This window comes from Francisella sp. 19X1-34, assembly GCF_041102755.1.
Lineage (GTDB): Bacteria > Pseudomonadota > Gammaproteobacteria > Francisellales > Francisellaceae > Francisella.
Map to the genome: position 1 here is coordinate 20,983 of NZ_JBGCTX010000004.1, position 22,809 is coordinate 43,791.

The window sequence follows — 22,809 nt, forward strand, 5'->3', positions numbered from 1 at the left end:
ATACACAACATCTCTCTTAATAAGACCATAAAATAAACTTTTTATTATAAATAACATGATTGATCAAACCTTATATTTATAATAAAATAAGGTTATCTTAACCTAAGATTTAGAATAACTACTTTTAAATTTATACCAATCTTAAAGCAAGATTTTTTGAGTAAAAACTAGTTTTTTTAAGCAGAAAAAACCTCTATAATGTTTTGATTAATGCATCTAAAGCATAAGTATCTTTATGAAAGATGAAAATGACTTTAAAGATTTTTACAACTTAGAAAAGAAGCTTTTTGAAGCTACTGAAAAACAAAGATCTCGAGATTTCCATAAAAGAAAGAAAGGGTTTAAAAGCAATCTTGTTTCAGCCTCAAGAAAAAGCATCATTAGTAAAGAAAAACTTTTGCTTATGGTAGCCATTTTCATACTAGGTGTTGTTTCTCTTCCAATGGTTGAAGCATACTTAATCAGATCAAAGATCGCTGTTGCAATTCAAGAAACTGAAGTGGTTCGAAAGGATATAGCAGATAATCTTATATTTAAAAACGACTCTCCTATAGAAACATTACCTAAACACACTTCTGTTGATAAAAAATTAAACCAAATTAAAATAAATATTGGAAAAACAGGAAAGCACCTAGTAGCTGATTCCGGTTATATTACATTAACTGCTACTATATCTAAAGATAAAGATACGGTACAATGGAAATGTGGTGCGTTTGGAAAAGGGATTCACGAAGACTATCTTCCAAGCACTTGTAAATTAGTGAAAAATAAACGATAGAAATATTTATATTAGCCAGTAGGAAAATGCTCATTAAAAAACTAGCCAAATTTAAAAAGACTATTATCTTAGGTTTGTTGCTAACAATGCCTAGTATCCTATTAGCATTTGTAAATATTAGTTTTATTCCAACTAATAACACGATAGAAAACCTAGTATCTAAAGCAGACTCATCAGGCGACTTAAAACTAGAGCTTATGTCTCTTGATGGTGATCAATACAGCACTATAGATTCAACAACAATAAATACTGGCTTAACTTTAAGTCGAGTTATTGTAATCCCAATATCTTTAAATAATAACCAAAATACCGACAAAATAATTGTTATCCCTACAAAAGACGGCTCTTCTGGTGAAGAGTTCTCATCTATTGATATAATGAATGCTGATCTACAAGATTCAAACTCATCAACTATTACAACAACTGAAATAAAATTAGAACCTATAGTTGTTAAAAATAATAATGGAGTCTTTATAATATGTGCATCACACAACAATGCAAGTACAGATTCCCTAATAATTTATAAAGTTGATACAGATAATAATTCAGTCCAACAAATACAAATACCATCTCCAAATAGCTATCAGGATATTAAAAAAATAATACCTTTAGATAAAAATACAATTATAATAGTTGAGCAAACATCTGACTCAAAAATAATTGCCCATGTGTATAGTATTTCAGAACTAAAAACAATTAAGAGTTACGATTTACATACAGATTCAAATTTAAAAGCAGAGTATGGACCTTCAACTTTCCAAACTAAGCTAGTTTCAGATCTAGATAATACCTCTATAACAGATGCGCCATCCCCATATGGAATAATTAAAGCTTATTAACAAACATATCTAACAAGGATTACTAGTAGGATCACCTACAGTTACGTTACCACGAGAGTTAATTTGCATTTCAGAATACGCGTCATTTCCTTCACACAATGTTAAAGTAGCTGTGTTATTAGTTGCTCTACCTCTACCTGCTATATCAATAGAAGTTGCACCATTGTTGCTTAAGCGAGCAGAATAATCACCACTACTAGGAGAATCTACCGCTGCTAATAATGTATTACCAGAGAAAGCTATTATAGAAGATCCATTCCATAAGGTATTATTAAGACAAGTTAGGCTTGATTTATCATTTGATGAACATATTGTTACGGTTTCATTATTTTGTAATGCATCTATTCTAGCACTTTTGATTAAACTCTCTAACTGCTCTCTTTGGCTCTCTTGAGAGTAACCATCACTTCTTATATAGCTTGTAGCTGCAACAGCTAATATTACAAAAATTGCTATGACCACCATCATCTCTACAAGAGAATATCCTCTAATATTTCTCAATTTCACACACCACATAGTTTAATTAAAGATTCCTTTGATGAATTATACCAAAATCAGCATAAATACCTAAGCTCTGCCTCAAAAGTTTACAGTTCTTAGAGTTACATGTATTGTTAGATACCTTAATATTATCATCACAATCATCTTTTAAATAGCAGTTTAAACCTTTTTTAACAACATAAAACTGATCATCTTTATTTCTATAAAACTGAAAATCATTATTTTTAGTTTTTTTTGAACTATGCGAGTTTTTTATAACTCCCCCCCATAGAATCTTAAAGTCACGATTACTATCTTTTTTAGGCAGTATTGTTAATTCAATCGCCTTATCCTTATCTGCTGTATAGTTAAGGTCGATTAGCCATGTTTCTATAGATATATTTACACTAACCTGCTTAATATTTTCACTAATATCATCAATATTAAAATCAACTTTTCCTTCAGGGCTTTTTATAGTTTCTATTTTGACATTTTTACCTATTATGTAAAACATCAATTTATTATCTTTTAAAGAAGTATCTTCATGACATTTAAACCTAAGTCTACTATCCACACGGTTTTTCTCAAACCCAAGAAAACTACAGTTTAGTGCATATACTATTTTAGCGGTTAGCAGTACATACACAAAAATAATTACAAACTTCTTTAGCATTAAAAACCCTTATATAGAAAGCTTATTTAATTTCCTATTCTGAAAATCATTTATATATAAATGATTTTTAGTCACAATAAATTTCAAACCGTACTTTACAACAATATTTTGTATTTTCTCATCAGGATATATAACAGGTTTTGTAACATGTATCACATCAGTATTTTTCGTATATTTATATTGAAAATATCGATCATCATTATAAGTTAAAATATAATAATCATACGCATCTTTTTTAACCACTAAAGGCTGATTAAAAACTTCTTCACTTAATATTACAACCTGTCTTTTGACTTTATAACGACTGCTTACGTTATATACAATCATTTTTTTACCAGCAAAGATATATAGAGGACTCTGTGCAAGAGTATAGCTTGGATCTAAAGCAACCACATAAACATTATTACTATCAATATCTCCCAAACCATTAATACTATCTTTTATTGATACTGAATAGATATCTTGTAACGGATCATAATCTAAGTCTTCAATAATAACTGCCAAGCTATCATCACTATCACGTCGGGTTATCAAAACTGCCAAACTTGGCTCTGCATTATCCTTCTCAAAGTACCATGAGATTGCTGCTATATTTGATGGTGGATCTAAAACTTCAACAGGAGTTGAGAGATCTAAAGCTGCTTTATCAAGATTATTTACAAGATCGCCGAGTTTAGTTCTAAATATATATAGATGATCTTTATCATAAATAGCCATCATCATTTGCCAATGACCTTTTTTAAGATTCCAACCAATATTAATTTTATAATTACGTGATAAATCTAAATTTTTTAAACTTATAACTTGAGCTTGATTATTTACCGAGATCAAAAGCCAGTGAGATTCTTTTTTTATAAATCCAGTAAAACCAACCTGTGAATCTTTGATTTGGAAATTTTTATCTAAACGATAAAACTTCTCTGAATTACTCATCCGATTAATATCAACATATGGCACATTAATTGGGATGATTGAAGAGTGATAATTTATCATTGAATGTTTTGGCAAGCTTTTATATATAATATCTTTAGTTATATCAAGATTGTTTTTATATGTAAGCTTATGGAGTATATTACTAGTAATTGCTGAAGGCGTAGCATGATACAAACTAGCATCAATATCTTTATTAGAATAGATCGGTTGACTACTTTCCAAACTATTTTCAAAATTATAGTTTCCTAAAGTCTTCTTGCCAATTTTTATAGAGCCTTTTTCGACAGTTTGTTGCATATACTGCTGTTCAACTGTCGTGACAGTATCTTGTAAAATCAAACTTTTCACACTAAGTAAATTATATCTAAAAATATAAGTTAAGCTTGAGACTGTCACCAAAATGACAAAACCAAATATCATAACGGATACTAGTGATGATCCTCTTAGTCTTTTTATGGAGCTAAATCTTTCACCAATCATGACAACAAGATAACCTTATCAAAGTCTTTACCATTTATTTTAAATGATACTTTTAATGCTTTTGCTTTTATATCATCTAAATCAACATTTCTAGTTATTTCTCTCCAATGGAGACTTCGTCTATTTAAAATAGAGTAGCTTATTTTTAAATCTGAAACCCCATCTACAATAGGATATGAGACCCCTGGGTTTGAACCATCTTTAGTATATAAATACAATGAGTAATTTAGCTTCCCCGAACTGTTAGGATTATTATTTGTAGCTATATAAAATATTTGTATACTATATTTACCAGCATAATCTCCTTTATGATATTCACTTAATGGCGCAATAGCTAAGCGAACTTTTTTATAATTCTTATTTACACCTACGACCCTAACAAGATTGATATCATTATTATTACACAATGCAAGATAATCATTTCTTTCTAGCTGGTCTGTGGAGTCAAGATATAAGTTTAAATTTACAGGTTTAGCTTTCAAACTCGTAAATGTATCTTCATTCTTTATCATTATATAATCTGTAGCTGGCTGATATGAGCTTCCAGATCTTCCTTTTAAAGAATCTTGTAAAAAACTCCCTATCGATGATATATTGCCCACCCTAACTGGCGAGCTATCATACATAAAGCCAAAACTAGTCGTATTTTCACCTGTTCTATTTATGTATTGCTGATTTTTAAAACCATACTTACACGAAATACCAGCATTAGTTACTGCATCATAAAATATTTTCTTTGTAGTTAACTGTCGAATATCTAAAGATGTTTTTTGTTTTGACTCTTTATATATTTTCTTAGAAGATAGATATATATTGATAGTCATGGTAATAACTATTACAGATATTGTAACTGCAACCAAAAGTTCTACCAAAGTTACACCTTTAATAAAGGTGCTTTTATTAATATATCTCTGCATAGTATCAATTTAAATATTAACGGAACTTTTATATTTAATTATCTCTTTTGAAATTGTGATTCCAGACTCTTTATTTTTTCCAACAAACTTTACTAAACTAGAGTTTAATGATTTAGATTTCAAAAAACTATTGCCTTTGGTTGAGGCATCATTAAAATCCCCTGTTAAAATATAATGACCTATTTTTTTATTTAACTCCTGACTGAGTTGCACTCTCTTTGCTGAAGTAACTGATGCCATTATAGTTGAATTTATTACTAGAAAGGATGATGTTAATATAAATAAACCTATAATAGATGAGAGCAAACTCTCCATTAAGGATAGTCCGCTTTGCCTCTTTATACTCTGGAGATTTATCATTTTAAATTAATCTTTTCTAAGCGAAATCTTTTGATTATATTAACACATCTTTATTTTAAAACTAAATATCTAACAACTTTTAGGTCTCTTGGCTTGGTTTTAGCTCCAAAAGAAGCTCTTTTATAATATCATTTTCAACTCTATATACTTTTATTAAAAACTTAGGCTGATCCCAAATACTATTACTATTTAAATTACCATCTAAAACATTTTTTAATAAATCTACAACGGTATCTGCTGGATATTCAGAGAGATCTACATCAGCCAACCTTTCAACTGCATATACAGGAGCTTCTGCTTTTATTAAAAACTTATTAGCAGCTATTGTTAACCATGGCTCTTTAACAAAATGAAATTCATCCGACATTTTACCTATTAAAATAGTTAATAAGTTATCTAAAGTTATAAAGCCAACTAAATTACGATTTTTATAGACTAGTGCAAAGTGCGGTTTACCTTGTTGAAATTTACGTAAAACATCTATTAACTGATCATGGTGTGAGACTCGTAATATTGATCGTAATTCTTCTTTCTTAGAATCATCATCTAAAGCACATAAGATATCTTTAGTATGTATAACTCCTACTATATTTTTACTTTTACCCTTATAAACAGGATACCTTGTATATAAATGTTTCTTAACAGTTTCAAGTTTTGCTTTGCTTGGTAGATCATAGTCTATAGTAACCATTTCTTTAATTGGTCGCATAGCATCAATGGCCTGTAAATTAGAAAACTCAACGATCCTTAAAAGGATATCTCTATGATCTTCAGTCATAGGCTCTTTAAAATGACTACTCTTAAGTATAAGCTTTATTTCCTCTGTAGTGTATCCATACTCTGCATCAGCTACAGAATCCAACCTAAAGACTTTAAGAAGCTTATTTGCTGTTTCATTAAGAATCCATATGAACGGTAACATTACCCAATAAAAGATATAAAGAGGTATACAAGTTAAAAGAGATAGCCTTTGAGTTTGTCTAATAGCCATAGACTTCGGCATTAGCTCACCTATCACTATATGTAAAAAAGATATCACAGCAAAGCCAACAGCAAAAGCTATAAACTTTGTAATCTCTACAGACATTATCCCTAAATGTAAAAGAAGTGGTTCTAGTAGCTCAGAAAAAGCAGGCTCTCCAACCCAACCTAAGCCTAAAGACGCTAAAGTAATTCCTAACTGACACGCTGAAAGATATACATCAAGATCATTATGTACTTGATATAAGATCCTTCCTCTTAAACCTTTTTTTTGTTTTAAGATTTTTGCTTGTGAATGTCTAAGTTTAACTAAAGAAAATTCTGCAACAACAAAAAAGGCATTTAATAATACAAATCCGAAGGCTATAAATAAGTAAAATAAATTATCATATTCGATCATCATACTATAAATGATTTTTCTATCGTGCTTTACCTAGTATAACAACACATAGGATTGTGTTCAAAAATAACAATATACTTGGTAGCATGCATAGGAAATACATATAAAAATTTGCTTGAGGATAAAATTTAAAAATTGAATAAATAGCTACTGCCAATCCAAATATTGAAAAAACTAACTTACCAAAATTATCATAAATAATCTGTGGCCAGCCTTCTATTTTATCAAAAACTTTACTTGTAGGCTTCCAGCCTTGTGATTTATTCAGATAGTAGTTTATTTCTGCTTTTATACCACACCAGAAAACAAAGGATGAGAGCATAAACATCGATATATATATCTGTGAAATTTTACTTAAAAAACTACCCTTAATATCTCCACATAAATAATACCAAAAACTTAAAATAAACAATGGTACAAGTGTTATATTTACAATTAAAACAAACTCTGGATTACCTTTAGGGAAAAGCACTAAAAGTAATGCAAATATAGGAAATCCTGAAGCTACTACTTTAAAAAGAAGATATAACATATCAAGCTTGACTCTAAATTGAAGATTTGGCGATCTTATTATCTTTGACATATGCTTATGCATAACCTGCATACCGCCAAATGACCACCTTAGCCACATTTTCTCAAACTCTTTTAATGATGTCGGCACCCACTCACCTGTTTTTAGAAATACAGGTTTACTTGTAAATCCAGCCTCATAACACCTAAATCCTGCTGCAATATCCTCCGTTACCATTACCTGTGATCTATAGTACTCTTCCCACTTTGATATCGCATTAAGTGCCTTTTTATTCCATATACCATTATGCCCTTGGTAATTACAATAACCATACTTACCGACAAACTCATTAAAGTATCTAATTGTATTTTGAAAAATACTTGCTACTTTTGTGACCAAGTTAGTACCATAGTTAGTACTTTCAATAAGAAAGCTTATAAAACCTAACTTTGAGTCTTTTTTAAATTCAGATAAGCCCACCTTTAATGCATTTGCCGGCAATGTTGAATCAGCATCTAAAAATAATACATAATCAAAACTAACATTCTCCATTGCAATATCTAAATTACGAGGTTTGAAACCTTCAACACCATTTCTATGTATAAATTTACATACTACTCCATCACTCATGTTCTTTTGATTAACATACTGGCGCCACTTAATAAAATCTTGATTATCTAAATCACTATTATCAACAACCACTATTTCCTTTTTCTCAGCTGGATAATCCAAATCATATGCCGAATCAAAAGTCATTTTACAAACATCAAAAGGTTCATTTCGAGTAGTAATAACTACCGAACAATTAAGATCTGATGTTTCAGTAAATACTTTGTTTTTTGGTAATTGATACAGACTATCTACAAAGCAATGCAAACTTAGAATTATCCTATAACCTAACAAAAAGAATGTTGGTAAAAGAATAACAAGAATAATCACAGATATAAGTGGGTGAGCATTATAGTCAGCTCCAAGGAAAATTTGTGTTACATAAGCAACGAAACCAAAGCTTAATAATGCATATATAATGCCTATAAGTTTGTACTGATCTTTTTTAGAGGATAAAAATAAATATAATAAAAATAAAAATAATAAAGATAATAAAATTATTGAAGCCATAAATCGTCCCGCAAACGAAACACCAAACAGCGCCCCTATTAAAATTATTAGGCTTAATGCTCGTTTCATCTAAAACTATAGAATTAAATGTAAGAATTCTACTGTAAAACAGTCGAAGTAACAATAACTTTATTATAATGCTTGTTTATATTTATTATATTCAAGTTGTATGGACTCATCAGGCTTAGGAGTTAGTAAGCTAACAAGGACTATCGCTATACAGCTCAATATAAAGCCAGGAACCATAACATATATTCTAAACCAACCTCCTAGGCCACCTAATAAAGGTCCCCAGCCTAGAACAACAACAGCCCCTACAATAACACCTGCAATAGCTCCAAACTTGTTCATACGCGACCAGAAAAGTGAAAATATAACCACCGCACCAAAAGAACTTCCTAGACCAGCCCATGCATACCCTACTAAACTTAAGATAGTTGAATCAGGATTCAAAGAAATACATATTGCAACAATTGTCACTATAAGCACAATTAAGCGGCTAACATTTAGCTGCTCACGATGTGAAGCATTCTTTCTTATAAACTTAGCATATACATCTACAGAAAAAGCACTTGATAATGATAACAACTGAGCTGAGATTGTACTCATTACAGCAGAAAGAACTGCTGCTAACAATATACCTTCGACCCACGGATTGAAAAATGCCGCTGATAATTTTAAAAATACAGATTCAGGATTTATTTTATCACCATGATAATATGCTGCTCCTAATATACCTGTACATGCAGCTCCAATAAGAGCTACAATCATCCAAGTCATACATATAGCCATAGCTTTATAAGTTTTATTTGGATCTTTTATCGCCATAAATCTCACAATAATATGAGGTTGTCCAAAATATCCCAATCCCCAAGCTAGTAATGAAACAATAGTTATTAATGGAACACCAGATGTAACATCATAAAAACCTTTAATATCTATATTTGACAAAATATTTGTAGATCCAGAACTATTAAAATCAAGATAAACAACAATTGGAACTAATAGTAATGCAAATAGCATTAATGACCCTTGGAAAAAATCAATCCATGATATTGCTAAAAAGCCACCTACACAAGTATAAACAAATATTATAATAGCAGTAAGAAATAGAGCATTATGATAAGAGATACCAAACATTGATCCGAATAAAACACCTCCAGAAACAAAGCCTGCTCCAACATAAGCTGTAAAAAAGATTACTAATACAATTGCTGTTATTGATCTAATTTTTCCTGAATCATCATGAAATCTATTTTCAAAGTAAGCAGGAATAGTAATAGAGTCTTTCGCAATCTCTGTATAAACTCTTAATCTTTTTGCGATAACTCCCCAGTTAATAAAAGCACCTATACTTAATCCTAAAGGTAACCAAATCTGATTAAAACCAGAAGCCATAAATGCTCCTGGAAGAGCCAGTAATAACCAAGATCCCATATCAGATGCACCTGCACCTAAAGCTGCAATGGGAGCACTCAAAGAGCGTCCACCAAGCATATAATCAGAGACTTTTTTTGTTTGAAAATAAGAATACAAACCAATTGCAAAAACAATTGCTATATAGATCGCAAATGTAATCCAAAGAATATCTACTCGCATAATATCATATTAATTTTTTAAATTGCTAACAATCTACCATTTTAAAATTCGTTTTTAAACCTAGTTTATTAGCATTATTTGCTTTTTTAGCAAAATTAACTTAATAAAAAATTACTTTTAATAAAAAATATAATTAGAGTTCAAAACATCTTAATATACAGACCTTTTAGTATGTTGATAATTTTTTATGACACCTCTAAAGTTTCTTAAAAAACTTATCCAGGATTTAGGACATAAATTTCTCTACACCATCTTTAAAGTTAAAACTATGTTCTGCTGTAATATGACGCACTGTTTTTGTATTAGAACGCATAACTACACTATGCGTTACGGCAAAAGATCCTCTAAGTGAGCTTTTAACCCTCTTAACTCCTTGTAACATATTACCATCTGTAACACCTGTTGCAGCAAATACAATATCTCCTGAAGCTAGTTCATCAATATCATATTTTTTATCAAGATCTGTAATGCCTAAGCGATGAGCCCTTTGAACTTCTTCATCTGAATGAAAAACAAGTCTTGCCTGCATTTGACCGCCTAAACATTTTAATGCTGCAGCAGATAAAACTCCTTCTGGAGCGCCTCCAGTACCAATAAAGACATCAATACCAGAACCTTCAGTAGCTGTAGATATGACACCTGAAACATCACCATCATCTATTAGAATAACTCTAGCTCCACACTCACGTGCCTCTTTAACAATATAGTCATGTCTTGGTCTATCCATAGTACATACAACTAAAGCTGAAACATGAACTCCTTTGAACTTAGCAATCCTTTTTAAATTCTCTGTTACAGAATCATCTAAATCAACTATTCCTTTAGGTGCTTTAATTCCGCCGACTGCAATCTTTTGCATATAAACGTCAGGAGCATTTAGGAAACCTCCTTTATCTGCCATAGCTAAAACAGTAAGAGCATTTGCGCCACCTTTTGATGTAATAGTTGTTCCTTCAAGAGGATCTAAAGCAATATCAACTTCACAGCCACCAGCACCAACCTTTTCACCAATATAAAGCATAGGAGCCTCATCAAGCTCTCCTTCACCTATAACAACAGTTCCATCAATATCAACTTCATTAAGAGATTTTCTCATCGCATCTACAGCAGCTTGATCTGCAGCAATTTTATCTCCTCTACCCATCTGGCTCCAAGATGCTAATGCCGCTAATTCTGTTACTCTAACTGCTTCAAGAGCTACTTTTCTATTCATTACTCTGGTCCTTTTTGTTTTATAGTTTCTTAACTATGGGGGTTAAAAAGTCTTCTATTACATTCTTTAGTTGTATCAACTTGCCATGGAAAAAATGCCCCACTTGATCCATTTTTACTAAAGTTAAATCTGATTTTACTTTCTTTAGAGTAAAATCAAAAACAGAGATTGGGTTGACTGTATCATCATCGATTCCTTGAATAACGAACCAAGGTATATTTGGCTCATCAAATTTGCTAAGATCAAATCTATCGACTGCTGGAGCAATAGTAATTAGTGCTATAGTATTATCAAGTTTACTTAGGCCTTTATATGCTATAGCTCCTCCAAATGAAAAACCGCATAGCAGTATCTTTTTGACATCTGTGTTATTACAGACCCATTCACACACAGATAGCAAATCGTCTAATTCACCTTCACCATCACCATACTCACCCTGACTGCCACCAACACCGCGATAATTAAACCTATATGACTGAATAGAATGAGTTTTCATAGCTCGAGAAATTGTAGTTACAACTTTATTATGCATGCTACCTTGATACAAAGGATGTGGATGGCAGATTACAGCTGCAACTTGTGAATTAGAATCTTTAACCTTATCGTGAGCTACTTCAATTTGCCCAACCTTACCTTGTATAAAAAAAGTGTTCATAACAATTACCAGCTATGACTCAACAGATAGGTCACAGTCCTCTAGTTTTATCAACTTTGTTTTCTTAGTAAATTTATACACAAAGTATAACACTACAAAAGCAAAAAAGCCTATATATGTAGAAAAGAATTCTATAATAACACTTGTCCAACTTCTACCAGACATTGTAAGAATATTTACACCTTGACCTACTATCACAATACTTACTAAAGCTAAGGCTATAAGAGGAGCCCAAGGGAAAAATTTTGCAACAAATGGGAGATCTTTTAAATCCTTACCTTGTTTAACGTATGCCCTTCTAAAACGATAATGACTTAAGGCTATTGTAAACCATGCGATAAATCCAGCCAAACTAGAGATATTCACCAACCATGTAAATATCTGCCCGCTACCAACAAATGATACAAAAAAGAACGAACTCCCAATTACACAAGTAACCAACAAAGCTATCATTGGCGTACCTTTAGAATTAACTCTAGCAAATACTTTAGGGGCCTGTTTAATTTTACCTAGGTGCCATAAGACTCTTGTAGCACTATACATACTTGCATTACATGCTGATAATATTGCAGTAAGTATTATCACATTCATAATAGTAGCTGCTGAACTTAAGCCAACATTTTGAAACACTATCGTAAATGGACTAATTGAGACATCATTATTTGCTCCAGCTTTAATTAAAGAAGGATTATTATATGGAATCAAGAAACTAATAATAACAACAGCTAAAATATAAAATATAAATAAACGCCAAAAAGTTTGCTTAATTGCCTTTGGTATAGATGAGCTTGGATCTTTTGCTTCTCCAGCAGTTACACCTATAAGCTCACTACCTTGAAAAGAGAATCCTGCAATCATAAATACAGAGATAAAGCCCCACCAACCATTATGAAATGGTGCATCACCAATTCTCCAATTTTGAAAACCTACGCTTGTATCATTGCCTATTAGACCAAGTATTGATAAAAATCCGACAATTATAAATATAATAACTGTTGAGACTTTTATAAAGGATAGCCAATACTCCACTTCACCATACACTCGCACTGAAAACACATTCAGACAAAAAACTACGACAAAGAAAAATCCACTCCACATAAGTATAGAGCTCCCAGGAAACCAATACTGCATAATCAAACCTGCAGCAATAACCTCTGTCGCAACAGTAATAGCCCAGTTAAACCAGTAGCTCCATCCTGTACTAAACCCTAATGCTGGGTCGACATATCTAGTTGCATACTCACAAAATGTACCAGTTACTGGACTATGCGCAGCCATTTCACCCAAACTCGCCATCAGAAAATAAACCATTATGGCTATAATCACGTATGCTAGAACTGTTCCTCCAGGTCCAGCATCGGCAATTGCACCACCTAATGCAACGAATAAACCAGTACCAATACAACCACCTAATGCAATCATTGACATGTGGCGACTCTGCAAACTACGCTTAAGTTTTTGGGACATTAAACTTTCTTCTCCAATTTTATAATTTCAAAAAACTCATATAACAAAAAAATTAAGAGTTTTGTCTTAACTTTTTTTATAGAACACAATATTTATTATCTCATTAATAACACATAAATCAATTAACCATCCAGTACTCATTAAGACTTTTAACATATTTCCTCTAGAAAAATCGATTAAACCAGCCATTGTGATGCTTGTTTGATTTGACGTACTACTTGAGCTTGACCTTTTTTATAAATAATCTCAGCAGGTAAAGTATGACATAAGAAAAAAGGCATACTTTCTGTAAAACCATACGCACCTGCTTGAGTAAATGCCAGATGGTCGCCTGAAGCAGTAATCTCAGGTAAATGAACACTTCCTAAGTGATCTATACTTGTACATAAAGGACCATGAAGCTCTACAACAATATGATCTTGTTGATTAATTTTTGATATGTTTGTTACAGGAAATGCTTGGTTTGTTATAAATGGACGTCCTAAATGTTGGCTTCCCCCCTCTAAAACTAGTAAGTCCTTACCATAAACTTTTTTTCTATCTATAACCTGAGTTATATATACACCACATTCACCTACAGCATAGCGACCTAGCTCCAACCAAAAATCAACTTGTGGATATTTAAGTTTCAAGTTGTTTAAAGCGACCGCAACATCCTCAACTTTCAACTCATTGGCTTGATTGTAGTATGGTATACCTAAACCTCCACCAAGATCTATAACTTTTAGATCCATTGAAATTTGATTTGCTAACTCAACTAAAGTTTCACTAATAACTCCCCAAAGATACATAAGCTTTTCTACATCTGTAATATTTCCCCACTGAAAACAATGTAAACCTATTACATCAACATACTCATTTTCTATAGAGTTTCTTGTAAAAAAACTTACCCAGTCTTCAGGTGCTAAGCCAAAAGGGGTTACGCTATCGCCACCAAGAACATTTTTCTCATCAGAATTTTCCCAATTGATCTGAACACGTAATAATGATGTAACTTGAACATTATAGTTTTTAGTTGCTTTTAATAGATCTTGGTACTGCTGAATACTTTCAAGTACAAAAGTTCGCACACCTTTTTCAATAAAATAACAGATCTGCTTATATGATTTTGCTGGGCCTGTATTTAAGATATTTTTAGGATCTACTCCTTGCTTTAGAACCTGGTCTAACTCACCACAACTTGCAACATCAAAAGATATATCCTGTTTAGCTACACTATCAATTATGCTTGATAATGGATTAGCTTTAACAGCATACCAAAGCTTTACTGGTAGCTCTTTTAAATTTATTAATTTATTCTCTAATGCATCTAAATCATAGAAAAAGAAAGAGTTATCTATTTCTTCTGCTAAGTTAAGTAGCTTATCTCGATGTAATCCTAAAGAAAACATTAGCGCAGCGCCTCTTCTAAAGTTAAAGCTTTATCACTTTTATCATTACGGTATTTGATAATTACAGGACAATAAGACTGTAAACCATGAGTTTTTGCCCAAGCTGTGTTTATTGGTCGTGATCCTGGTACAACAATAGCACCTTCAGGAATTTTTTCTCCTTTATCAAGCATTCTCTCATTAACGCTATCATAAACTCTAACACTTCTTGATAGAGAAACAGATGGTGCAATTACAGATCTTTTACCAACTATCACACCCTCAACAATAATAGCTCCTGCACTAACAAACACATCATCTTCAATTATTACAGGATTCATACCCACTGGCTCAAGAACACCTCCAATCTGCACTCCCGCTGATAGGTGAACATTTTCACCTACTTGAGCACATGAACCAACCAATGCATTACTATCGACCATTGTTCCCTCATCAACATATGCCCCTGTATTTATATATGATGGTGGCATTATAATCACAGATGGTGCAACATACGCTCCTGCTCGAACCGATGAACCTCCAGGAACCATTCTAACGCCCTCTGACTTACTAAACTTACGTGGTGCTAAGTTATGCTTATCAACAAAACCTTCATAAGCTCCTTCATAATCAATATTTACGCCAGCTTTAAAAGCTTCTAAAATAGCTTTTTTAACTTCAACATTTACTTGCCAGCTTCCATCATTTAACTGCTCTGCAGCTCTTATTTGTCCTGACTGAAGTCTATCTAAAGTCTCTTGCCATCCCATAAAACCACTCTCCTATTCTTTTTCTATCCTATAAATTTGTGTAACTTTGCTTAACTAAACTATTAGCTTTCTCTAGATTAGTAATATCTGCCAACTCTTCTGCTACAAGAGGAGCTCTTAAAGTATTCGATCTTATGACACCATTATGCTTAAGCCATACTTTAACTGGTATTGGATTAGCAACCTCAAAACATGCCTTTGTTGCATCCTTCCAAGTTTGACAATGACTTAGTTGTATAGTTCTATTTATACTCTCTTTAACATAGCTTTTAACTTGCACAGGCCAAATATTTGATATCACAGATATTAATCCTACAGCCCCATAGCTTGATAACTCAGGAAATATTCCATCTTCTCCACTATACATTCTTAAATTTGGTGCAATTTGAGCATATTTAGCAAAACGCTCACAATCACCAGAAGCTTCTTTGATTGCCCATGCATTTTTATGATCTTTTATAACCTCTAGTGCTTCATAACTTAAATTTACACCCGTTCTAGATGGAACATTATATAAAACACATGGTCTTTGTGCTCCATCGAGTAGGCTTCTAAACCAATTAGTTTGTCCAACTGTTCCAGGTTTCGCATAAAGTGGTGTTACTAATAAAAAACAATCAATATTCTGAGAGTTACAAAACTCTATCCATTTAAGCTGTTGATCAAGTCTAGATCCTCCAACACCAACCATTATCGGAGTGTTTAGCTCTAATGAACATGTAAATCTAACCACTTCGCTCTGCTCTTCAAAGCTTAAAGCTAATGCCTCTCCAGTACTACCTAAAATCAATATCCCACAGCCAGATTCTGCCTGGTATCTTAATATTTTTTCAAAACTATCATAATCTATCTCACCATTATCAAACATTGGTGTTACTATTGCTGTATAAAGATCGTTATTAATATTCATTTGCATACTCCTTAGCAACAAGCTCTTCAAATTGATAAAAACCATATAAATTAGAGTTATTTACAGCATATTTAGCTGCCCAGATAGCTCCTTGAGCAAAAAGTTTTCTATCATGAGCAGTATGTTTTAGCTCAATAGTTTCATACTCATAACTAAGTTCTGCTTTATGAATCCCTTTGATGTCACCTAAACGCTCTGAAGATATCTTGCAACTATCAACATCAAGCCAATTCTTCCAAGATATTGCTGTACCACTTGGAGCATCTAACTTTCTTGTATGATGAGTTTCTTTTATTGTGTATTCTAATTGTGGAATTAAGTACTGAATCTTACCTAGTGAATTTAAAGCCTCTTTAATAAAAACCATGGATAAGCTAAAGTTATTAGCAATAATCCACATATTTTTATTTACAATAATTTGTTCAATCATACTTTGCGTATAATCAAAACCTGTTGCACCACAGATAATTGGAGTTTTTGTCTCTAATAAAACTGGCAATATCTCTTGCAACACTTTAGCTGAAACAAATACAATAACAGCATCAGCATTATTAAGCTTCTCAACTGTAACAATATTATTTGAGTCGAAAACCTCGTATATATTTTGACTACCTAGCAAATCTAGAACAGCCTGACCTGTATTACCTTTCCCTACAACTACAATTTTCATGCCACCCCTCCTTTTTCAAAAAATCGGTTATAAATTTTTTGTATAACTTGAGATGATTCATTTTGATCAACAAGTAAACACATATTATGCCCACTAGCTCCATGACTAAGTAAACGTATATTGTGATCAGACAACTCAGAAAATAATCTTGAACTAATATTTTTAGTCCGATGAATATTGTTACCAACTATCGCAACTAAAGATAGATTTTCATCAATCTTTAATTCAACATCACCAACTTCATGTAAATCTTCCAATAAACTTGACGTAAGTATAGTACCCCCTATAGATTGACTACCAATCGGATCTAAAGTTAAAGCAAGACTTACTTCACTAGTAGTTACTAAATCTACACTTACTTTATGATTTGCTAAAACTTGGAAAACTTTAGCTAAAAAACCTTGAGTATGGACCATATCATAGCTTTTTATCGTTAATAGCACTTGGTTTTTACGCTCAGCAACAGCTCGAACAACAGGAAGTTCTTGGTCTATTTTTTTTGTAATCCATGTCCCAGGATTATCTGGATTAAATGTTGAGCCTATAAATACATTTATATTACTTCTAATAGCAGGCCATAGCGTACTAGGATGTAAAACTTTTGCTCCAAAAGTCGCTAACTCAGCAGCTTCATTATAGGACATTTTCTGTATTGATACTGCACCTGGTATTGCTCTAGGGTCAGCTTGATATATACCTGGCACATCTGTCCAAATCAGTAAATCCTGTGCATCTATAGCCTCGGCAATTAAAGCAGCTGAATAATCACTTCCACCACGACCAAGAGTAGTTGTTAAACCTTGAGATCCTTGACCAATAAAACCTTCTGTTACGATAATATTCTCTTGAATTAACGGCACTAATTTTTGCTGTACATTTAAGCGAATATTTTTAGTAATAGGCTTTGCCTGGCCATAATGATTATCAGTTTTAATAAACTCTGTTGCTCTTACATGCTTAGCATTAATGCCTGATTGCACTAAAAGCTCAGTTACTATTGTTGCGGATATCATCTCTCCAAATGACAATATTTCATCTGATAACTGAGGAGTTTTTAAGCGTAGAGATAATTTAGTAAGAGATTCTAAATCTTTAATAACTTCTTTTATTCTTATTGAAGTTTGAGGATTTTCAATACTCTCTAGTATTGGATGAATAATCTCTTGTATTTTGCTAACTGTTTCTTGTATAGAGTTCTCACTATTACAATTTGTCGCAAGTCTTACTAAAAGATTAGTAACTCCTGACTGAGCACTTACAACAACTACTTTAACTTGAGATGTATTTTTTACAATTTCAATACATTTTCTTATTGACTCAATATTGGCAACACTTGTACCACCGAATTTTGCAACACTTATTTGATCTTTCACAAAGCTCTCCATGTTTTCACTAAATGGGGAAACTAAAGACTTTGCAAAATTAATGCTTAGACCGAAGCGCCCCACGTTTAAGTTCAACGTGACAGTTCTGCTACCTTTCAGTATCAGACCCAAGAATATAGCTCATAACTTCCATATCCTTTCGGCATAATCTCTAAAAAATCTAATCATCTCTAAGCGTTATGGCTTTCAGATTAGCATTATAGACTATGCACCTCTTCTTTAAATTACGTTAGTAAGAAAACTTACTGGTTCTGAGTCTAACATAGTAAATAAAAACCTGTCAAACTCTATTTAGCATTTTAGTAAATTTAATATGATAATACTCTGTGCACGATGATTTTTTCATAAATTAAGCAGTTTAGTTGTTTTGTTTGGGATTTTTAAGCATAGAGAAAAATCTCTTGTTGAGAAGTCTAGCTTATTGATAGAGTTAATTAACATATCTAATCCATACCTGAAGTAAGTATTTTGTAATCTTCCATACTTTTTATTTTATTTTGGCATATTTATACTCACCTAATGTTTTGTGAATCTAGCCAACCTAACCAATTTTCTCTTATAAATTCTCTGTCTCCCAAGATATATGCTATACGTTCTTTACCAAACTTTGAGATGAATCGTTTAACTAAACTTATTCTAAACTGAGAGTCAGAATTGCCTCTATGATCTAATAGATCATAGTATAAGGGTATTGCTATACCTTCGTATACTGCTGATAACATTAAAATATTTATGTTTGTTTTACCAAGTTGCCAGTTTGTCCTATCTATTACCAGGTATAATTTATCTTTTCTTGATAATAAATGATTAATACCAAACTCTGCTATAGCATCAAAATCAAACTCTACATCTTTGAAAAAACCTTGAGATCTTCTATAATTTGAAGATATTTGATTATTGTTCTTAAAACATCTTGATATCTTTGACAAATTAACTGTTTGTGATGATATTAAACCTATTAATAGGTTACTTAAACAGTCTATTCTTGACTTGTGCCAAGTAAATAACTTTCTCTTAGCTGATTAAAGTGCTTTTTCATGTCTCATAAATAATGAATATATAAGGCTTTAGTCAGCTTTTTCAATCTTTTTCATCGTGTACAGAGCAAAAAGACGACTAAATTTGCTATATACCATATCTATTAGAGAGAAATGCTATGCTAGTATTGAACATAAGTATAATTTAATTAAAAGCTATTATAATGAATATATCTAATAAGACAGTGCTCATAACTGGAGGTGCCTCAGGAATAGGGCTAGGAATAGTAAACTTTTGCATAAGTAATGGTGTTGATCAAATTATTTTACTTGATAGTGATGAACTAGCTATTTCAGAACTAGTAAAAAAATATCCTGAAAAAAAAATTATTTGTTTTAAAGTTGATATTTCAAATGAACGTAAAGTTGATGATATATTTAAACATTTGAAGGATAGAGTTCAAGATATAGATTTTTTAATAAATTGTGCTGGAGTATCAGGACCTTTTGGCCCTATATGGGAAACTCCAGTTGAGCAGTTTAAGTGGACTCTTGATGTTAACTTTTATGGCACATACTATGTTCTCCGTAGTTTTCTATTATATTATAAAAATAATAAAAATATTATGCATATTGTGAATGTATCATCACACCTTGGCCTATTAACAGAAAGCCATCTTAGTGCGTATCAATCAAGTAAGCATGCTATAACAGCACTAACAGAAGCTGTTTTAATGGATTTAAAAGATAATAATATTGATAATATAAATCTACACTTATACGTTCCTTTTTTTATAAAGTCGAATCTATGCAACTCAGGCCGACATCTAAAAAACCATGACCTATATATAAGTGAAAAATCATATAACTTTTATAAACAGATAGGCGATCTTACTGAACAAGGATTAGAAGCTATAAAAGCTGCTGAAAACTTATTTGAATCTATAGCTAAAAATGAAGGATATATTTTTACAGATAATCAAACTAAAGAAGATTTTCACGCTAGAGCTTTAAATATAACTAATGGACATAATCTGTATTCAAGAAACATTAGATAATATAAAATTCCTTAATCGTTTAACTGCCTCTTCTAAAACAGTTTTTTCAGCTGCAGCACTAATCCTAATATGTCCAGCTAAACCAAAAGCACTGCCATGAATAACACCAACAAAAGTTTCTTCTAGAAGCTTTATACAAAAATCTTCATCTGTGATTTGCATCCTCTCTAAAACTTCGCTTATATCTAAAAATATGTAAAATCCCCCTTTGGGCATAAAAGCTTTAACACCTGAAATATCTTTTAAAGTATTAAAAACAAAGGATACACTTTTATAATATTCCTGATTCATATACTCAATATCAGCTCTTTCTAACTTTAGTGCCTCTATAGCTGCAATTTGTGAAATTGAACACGCACACGATAAAGATTGTGACTGAAATTTTTTAATAGCATTTATAAAAGCTGAAGGAGCCAAAACATGTCCAACTCTCCATCCTGTCATCGCATAATTCTTAGAGACTCCACTAGCTACTATAACACGATCTTTAAGTTCAGGAGAGATTTTTGTAACAGTAATAGGAGCCCTGTTCCAATAAATCTGATCATATATTTCATCACTAATTAATACAATATTAGGATACTTTTTCATTAGTTCGGCTAAAGATGTCATTGTAGCCTCTGAGTAAATAGCTCCTGAAGGATTATTAGGAATATTTATTAAAATAGCTTTAGTTCTTGCACTTATTAGGCTTTCAAGTTTCTCAATACCCGGCTCAAAACCATTTTCAATATTTGTCTCCAAGACAACAGGTACTCCTCCAGATAATTTAATCATATCTGGATAAGAAGCCCAATATGGAGCCATATAAATAATCTCATCACCATCATTAATAATACAATTAAATATATTATGAAGGCTATGTTTGGCTCCAGTTGTAACACAAACCTCATCAAGCTCATAAGTAACTCCATAATCACTATGGTAACAGTTTATTATCGCTTGTCTTAAATCTTTATAACCATCAACCGTTGTATACCTAGTATAATTATTCTCAATTGCTTTTATACCCGTTTCTTTTACAACATCTGGCGTGTTAAACCCTGATTCTCCTACATTTAGGGACAGAACTTTTTCTCCTCTTTCAATAAGTTCTTGAATCTTAGATGTCATTAATACAGTTGCTGAAGGCTTAATATTTGTTACACGATCACTAATTTGTATAGTCATTTATTTTCCCATTCTTTAGCAAATGCGAGGAGCTTAGACTTTGCAAAATTAATGCTTAGACCGAAGCGCCCCACGTTTAAGTTCAACGTGACAGTTCTGCTACCTTTCAGTATCAGACCCAAGAATATAGCTCATAACCTCTATATCCTTTCGGCATAATCTCTAAAAAATCTAATCATCTCTAAGCGTTATGGCTTTCAGATTAGCATTATAGACTATGCGCCTCTTCCTTAAATTATTTGAGTAAGAAGACTTACTGGTTTTGAGCCTATCATAGAAGTTCAAATTCTGTCAAACTCTATTTAGCATTTGACAAAGACTATTATGTAAGTGGCTTGATAAAGAAAGATATAATTTTGATTATTAAAAAATTCTGAGCATCTACCCTGAATGACTTTCTATTTTTTTAGAAGGCTTTTTACTTCGCTCATACATTATCCAGTACACAATCCAGGTACAGATATAAACAAATATTCCACAGAAAATCACATCACTGAAAAAATGTCCTCCCTGAGCCATTCTCATTAAACCTAAACCTCCACCTGCTAATATCGCTACTGTAAAGGCTAAAGCTTTTTTCTTACGTGTTGCTGCTAAAGGCATGAAAGCAAAAAGCCAAAACCCCATAGATGCATCACCACATGGGAAAGAACAATTAGTAGTACATTGATTAGATATAACAAATGGCTGTTGGAAAACTTTATCTCCATTAAACTGTTGCACCATATATGGTCTAGGCCTACCCCAATGGTTTTTAAATACAGCATTTACTACCAAACCAGGACCTACCCATAAACACACAGCTATAAAAAATATAGCCTTTCTATTTTTAATTCTAAAGGCTTTAATAAATAGAGATCCAAGTAAAAATAAAATAACCACTATAGAGAATACAACTGGGAACCTCATAGCAAAAGTATGTAAAAAACCAAAAAAACCATGACTTGGACTAGCTGCAAAGCCACTTGTAGAACTATAAAAATCACCTGCTAATGTTAAATCCAAATGTGGGAATATGAGAAAAAACACCCAAGCAAAAAAACAGACAATTAAGCCCACTATTATATGAAATTTTGCCAAAACTTATCCTTAAT

At 32.1% G+C, this 22,809-nt stretch carries 21 protein-coding genes, 1 pseudogene and 2 riboswitches; of the genes and pseudogenes, 3 read left to right on the top strand and 19 right to left on the bottom strand.

The annotated features are described in order from the left end of the window. Nucleotides 1-235: 235 nt before the first annotated feature. Together AB8E56_RS01130 and AB8E56_RS01135 are read left to right on the top strand one after the other, a co-directional pair. Entirely contained in the window at nt 236-778 is a 543-nt protein-coding gene (locus tag AB8E56_RS01130; protein WP_329477088.1) for a pilin, read from the top strand. A gap of 86 nt (nt 779-864) precedes the next feature. Then, on the top strand, nt 865-1,617 hold the full coding sequence (locus tag AB8E56_RS01135) for a hypothetical protein (RefSeq protein ID WP_329477090.1): 753 nt from the start codon (nt 865-867) through the stop codon (nt 1,615-1,617). 9 nt (nt 1,618-1,626) lie between these two features. Here the strand turns inward: AB8E56_RS01135 and AB8E56_RS01140 are convergent, their stop codons facing one another. The 17 genes and pseudogenes from AB8E56_RS01140 to AB8E56_RS01220 all read right to left on the bottom strand — a co-directional run. Then, on the bottom strand, nt 1,627-2,118 hold the full coding sequence (locus AB8E56_RS01140) for a GspH/FimT family pseudopilin (protein WP_329477092.1): 492 nt from the start codon (nt 2,116-2,118) through the stop codon (nt 1,627-1,629). Between the two features lie 22 nt (nt 2,119-2,140). Beyond that, nucleotides 2,141-2,770, bottom strand: coding sequence for a hypothetical protein (locus tag AB8E56_RS01145; protein WP_329477094.1), 630 nt, complete (start codon nt 2,768-2,770; stop codon nt 2,141-2,143). 9 nt (nt 2,771-2,779) lie between these two features. Then, the gene (locus tag AB8E56_RS01150) at nt 2,780-4,183 is read right to left on the bottom strand and encodes a hypothetical protein (RefSeq protein ID WP_329477096.1); all 1,404 of its coding nucleotides are present in this window, start codon (nt 4,181-4,183) and stop codon (nt 2,780-2,782) included. Beyond that, entirely contained in the window at nt 4,180-5,055 is an 876-nt protein-coding gene (locus AB8E56_RS01155) for a prepilin-type cleavage/methylation domain-containing protein (protein WP_329477098.1), read from the bottom strand. Before AB8E56_RS01155 ends, AB8E56_RS01150 begins: the two co-directional genes overlap by 4 nt. A 54-nt stretch (nt 5,056-5,109) precedes the next feature. Then, nucleotides 5,110-5,340 (bottom strand): hypothetical protein, encoded by a 231-nt coding sequence (locus AB8E56_RS01160; RefSeq protein WP_329477100.1) that lies wholly within the window; start codon nt 5,338-5,340, stop codon nt 5,110-5,112. Between the two features lie 199 nt (nt 5,341-5,539). After that, nucleotides 5,540-6,841, bottom strand: coding sequence for a hemolysin family protein (locus AB8E56_RS01165; protein ID WP_329477166.1), 1,302 nt, complete (start codon nt 6,839-6,841; stop codon nt 5,540-5,542). 19 nt (nt 6,842-6,860) lie between these two features. Continuing rightward, nucleotides 6,861-8,540 (bottom strand): glycosyltransferase family 2 protein, encoded by a 1,680-nt coding sequence (locus AB8E56_RS01170; RefSeq protein ID WP_329477102.1) that lies wholly within the window; start codon nt 8,538-8,540, stop codon nt 6,861-6,863. Nucleotides 8,541-8,603: 63 nt separating this feature from the next. Then, the gene (gene putP, locus AB8E56_RS01175) at nt 8,604-10,073 is read right to left on the bottom strand and encodes a sodium/proline symporter PutP (protein WP_329477168.1); all 1,470 of its coding nucleotides are present in this window, start codon (nt 10,071-10,073) and stop codon (nt 8,604-8,606) included. 223 nt (nt 10,074-10,296) lie between these two features. After that, on the bottom strand, nt 10,297-11,283 hold the full coding sequence (gene glpX, locus AB8E56_RS01180; protein WP_329477104.1) for a class II fructose-bisphosphatase: 987 nt from the start codon (nt 11,281-11,283) through the stop codon (nt 10,297-10,299). A gap of 19 nt (nt 11,284-11,302) precedes the next feature. After that, nucleotides 11,303-11,938, bottom strand: coding sequence for an alpha/beta hydrolase (locus AB8E56_RS01185; RefSeq protein WP_329477106.1), 636 nt, complete (start codon nt 11,936-11,938; stop codon nt 11,303-11,305). Between the two features lie 12 nt (nt 11,939-11,950). Continuing rightward, complete coding sequence (locus AB8E56_RS01190; protein ID WP_329477108.1) at nt 11,951-13,405, bottom strand: amino acid permease; 1,455 nt, start codon at nt 13,403-13,405, stop codon at nt 11,951-11,953. Between the two features lie 176 nt (nt 13,406-13,581). Further along, nucleotides 13,582-14,796, bottom strand: a complete 1,215-nt coding sequence (locus AB8E56_RS01195) for a PLP-dependent decarboxylase (RefSeq protein ID WP_329477110.1) — start codon at nt 14,794-14,796, stop codon at nt 13,582-13,584. Further along, nucleotides 14,796-15,545, bottom strand: a complete 750-nt coding sequence (locus AB8E56_RS01200; protein ID WP_329477112.1) for a 2,3,4,5-tetrahydropyridine-2,6-dicarboxylate N-succinyltransferase — start codon at nt 15,543-15,545, stop codon at nt 14,796-14,798. Before AB8E56_RS01200 ends, AB8E56_RS01195 begins: the two co-directional genes overlap by 1 nt. 28 nt (nt 15,546-15,573) lie before the next feature. Further along, nucleotides 15,574-16,455 carry a 4-hydroxy-tetrahydrodipicolinate synthase gene (dapA, locus tag AB8E56_RS01205; RefSeq protein ID WP_329477114.1) on the bottom strand — a complete coding sequence of 294 codons (882 nt, stop codon included), beginning with the start codon at nt 16,453-16,455 and terminating at the stop codon, nt 15,574-15,576. Next, nucleotides 16,445-17,125 (bottom strand): dihydrodipicolinate reductase C-terminal domain-containing protein, encoded by a 681-nt coding sequence (locus tag AB8E56_RS01210; RefSeq protein WP_329477116.1) that lies wholly within the window; start codon nt 17,123-17,125, stop codon nt 16,445-16,447. The genes dapA and AB8E56_RS01210 overlap by 11 nt, the downstream gene beginning before the upstream one ends. Next, the gene (lysC, locus tag AB8E56_RS01215) at nt 17,122-18,498 is read right to left on the bottom strand and encodes a lysine-sensitive aspartokinase 3 (protein WP_329477118.1); all 1,377 of its coding nucleotides are present in this window, start codon (nt 18,496-18,498) and stop codon (nt 17,122-17,124) included. The genes AB8E56_RS01210 and lysC overlap by 4 nt, the downstream gene beginning before the upstream one ends. 56 nt (nt 18,499-18,554) lie before the next feature. Beyond that, a riboswitch (Lysine riboswitch) is annotated at nt 18,555-18,735 on the bottom strand. A 293-nt stretch (nt 18,736-19,028) separates the two neighbouring features. Then, a pseudogene (locus tag AB8E56_RS01220) lies at nt 19,029-19,520 on the bottom strand (IS4 family transposase); the annotation flags it as partial. A 191-nt stretch (nt 19,521-19,711) separates the two neighbouring features. Between AB8E56_RS01220 and AB8E56_RS01225 the strand changes: the two are divergent. Further along, nucleotides 19,712-20,545 (top strand): SDR family oxidoreductase, encoded by an 834-nt coding sequence (locus tag AB8E56_RS01225; RefSeq protein ID WP_329477120.1) that lies wholly within the window; start codon nt 19,712-19,714, stop codon nt 20,543-20,545. Here AB8E56_RS01225 and AB8E56_RS01230 read toward each other — a convergent pair. Next, a complete protein-coding gene (locus tag AB8E56_RS01230; protein ID WP_329477122.1) occupies nt 20,528-21,715 on the bottom strand; it encodes a pyridoxal phosphate-dependent aminotransferase in 1,188 nt (395 codons plus the stop codon). The genes AB8E56_RS01225 and AB8E56_RS01230 overlap by 18 nt on opposite strands. 55 nt (nt 21,716-21,770) lie before the next feature. After that, a riboswitch (Lysine riboswitch) is annotated at nt 21,771-21,951 on the bottom strand. Between the two features lie 145 nt (nt 21,952-22,096). Next, complete coding sequence (gene lpxF / locus AB8E56_RS01235; protein WP_329477124.1) at nt 22,097-22,795, bottom strand: lipid A 4'-phosphatase LpxF; 699 nt, start codon at nt 22,793-22,795, stop codon at nt 22,097-22,099. Nucleotides 22,796-22,809 lie beyond the last annotated feature (14 nt).

Bases quoted from the DNA above. Each gene is read 5' to 3' on its own strand.
- AB8E56_RS01130 (WP_329477088.1), top strand. From the start codon at position 236: ATGAAAGATGAAAATGACTTTAAAGATTTTTACAACTTAGAAAAGAAG.
- AB8E56_RS01135 (WP_329477090.1), top strand. From the start codon at position 865: ATGCCTAGTATCCTATTAGCATTTGTAAATATTAGTTTTATTCCAACT.
- AB8E56_RS01145 (WP_329477094.1), bottom strand. From the start codon at position 2,770: ATGCTAAAGAAGTTTGTAATTATTTTTGTGTATGTACTGCTAACCGCT.
- AB8E56_RS01150 (WP_329477096.1), bottom strand. From the start codon at position 4,183: ATGATTGGTGAAAGATTTAGCTCCATAAAAAGACTAAGAGGATCATCA.
- AB8E56_RS01160 (WP_329477100.1), bottom strand. From the start codon at position 5,340: ATGGCATCAGTTACTTCAGCAAAGAGAGTGCAACTCAGTCAGGAGTTA.
- AB8E56_RS01165 (WP_329477166.1), bottom strand. From the start codon at position 6,841: ATGATCGAATATGATAATTTATTTTACTTATTTATAGCCTTCGGATTT.
- AB8E56_RS01170 (WP_329477102.1), bottom strand. From the start codon at position 8,540: ATGAAACGAGCATTAAGCCTAATAATTTTAATAGGGGCGCTGTTTGGT.
- glpX (WP_329477104.1), bottom strand. From the start codon at position 11,283: ATGAATAGAAAAGTAGCTCTTGAAGCAGTTAGAGTAACAGAATTAGCG.
- AB8E56_RS01185 (WP_329477106.1), bottom strand. From the start codon at position 11,938: ATGAACACTTTTTTTATACAAGGTAAGGTTGGGCAAATTGAAGTAGCT.
- AB8E56_RS01190 (WP_329477108.1), bottom strand. From the start codon at position 13,405: ATGTCCCAAAAACTTAAGCGTAGTTTGCAGAGTCGCCACATGTCAATG.
- AB8E56_RS01195 (WP_329477110.1), bottom strand. From the start codon at position 14,796: ATGTTTTCTTTAGGATTACATCGAGATAAGCTACTTAACTTAGCAGAA.
- AB8E56_RS01200 (WP_329477112.1), bottom strand. From the start codon at position 15,545: ATGGGATGGCAAGAGACTTTAGATAGACTTCAGTCAGGACAAATAAGA.
- dapA (WP_329477114.1), bottom strand. From the start codon at position 16,455: ATGAATATTAATAACGATCTTTATACAGCAATAGTAACACCAATGTTT.
- AB8E56_RS01210 (WP_329477116.1), bottom strand. From the start codon at position 17,125: ATGAAAATTGTAGTTGTAGGGAAAGGTAATACAGGTCAGGCTGTTCTA.
- AB8E56_RS01225 (WP_329477120.1), top strand. From the start codon at position 19,712: ATGAATATATCTAATAAGACAGTGCTCATAACTGGAGGTGCCTCAGGA.
- AB8E56_RS01230 (WP_329477122.1), bottom strand. From the start codon at position 21,715: ATGACTATACAAATTAGTGATCGTGTAACAAATATTAAGCCTTCAGCA.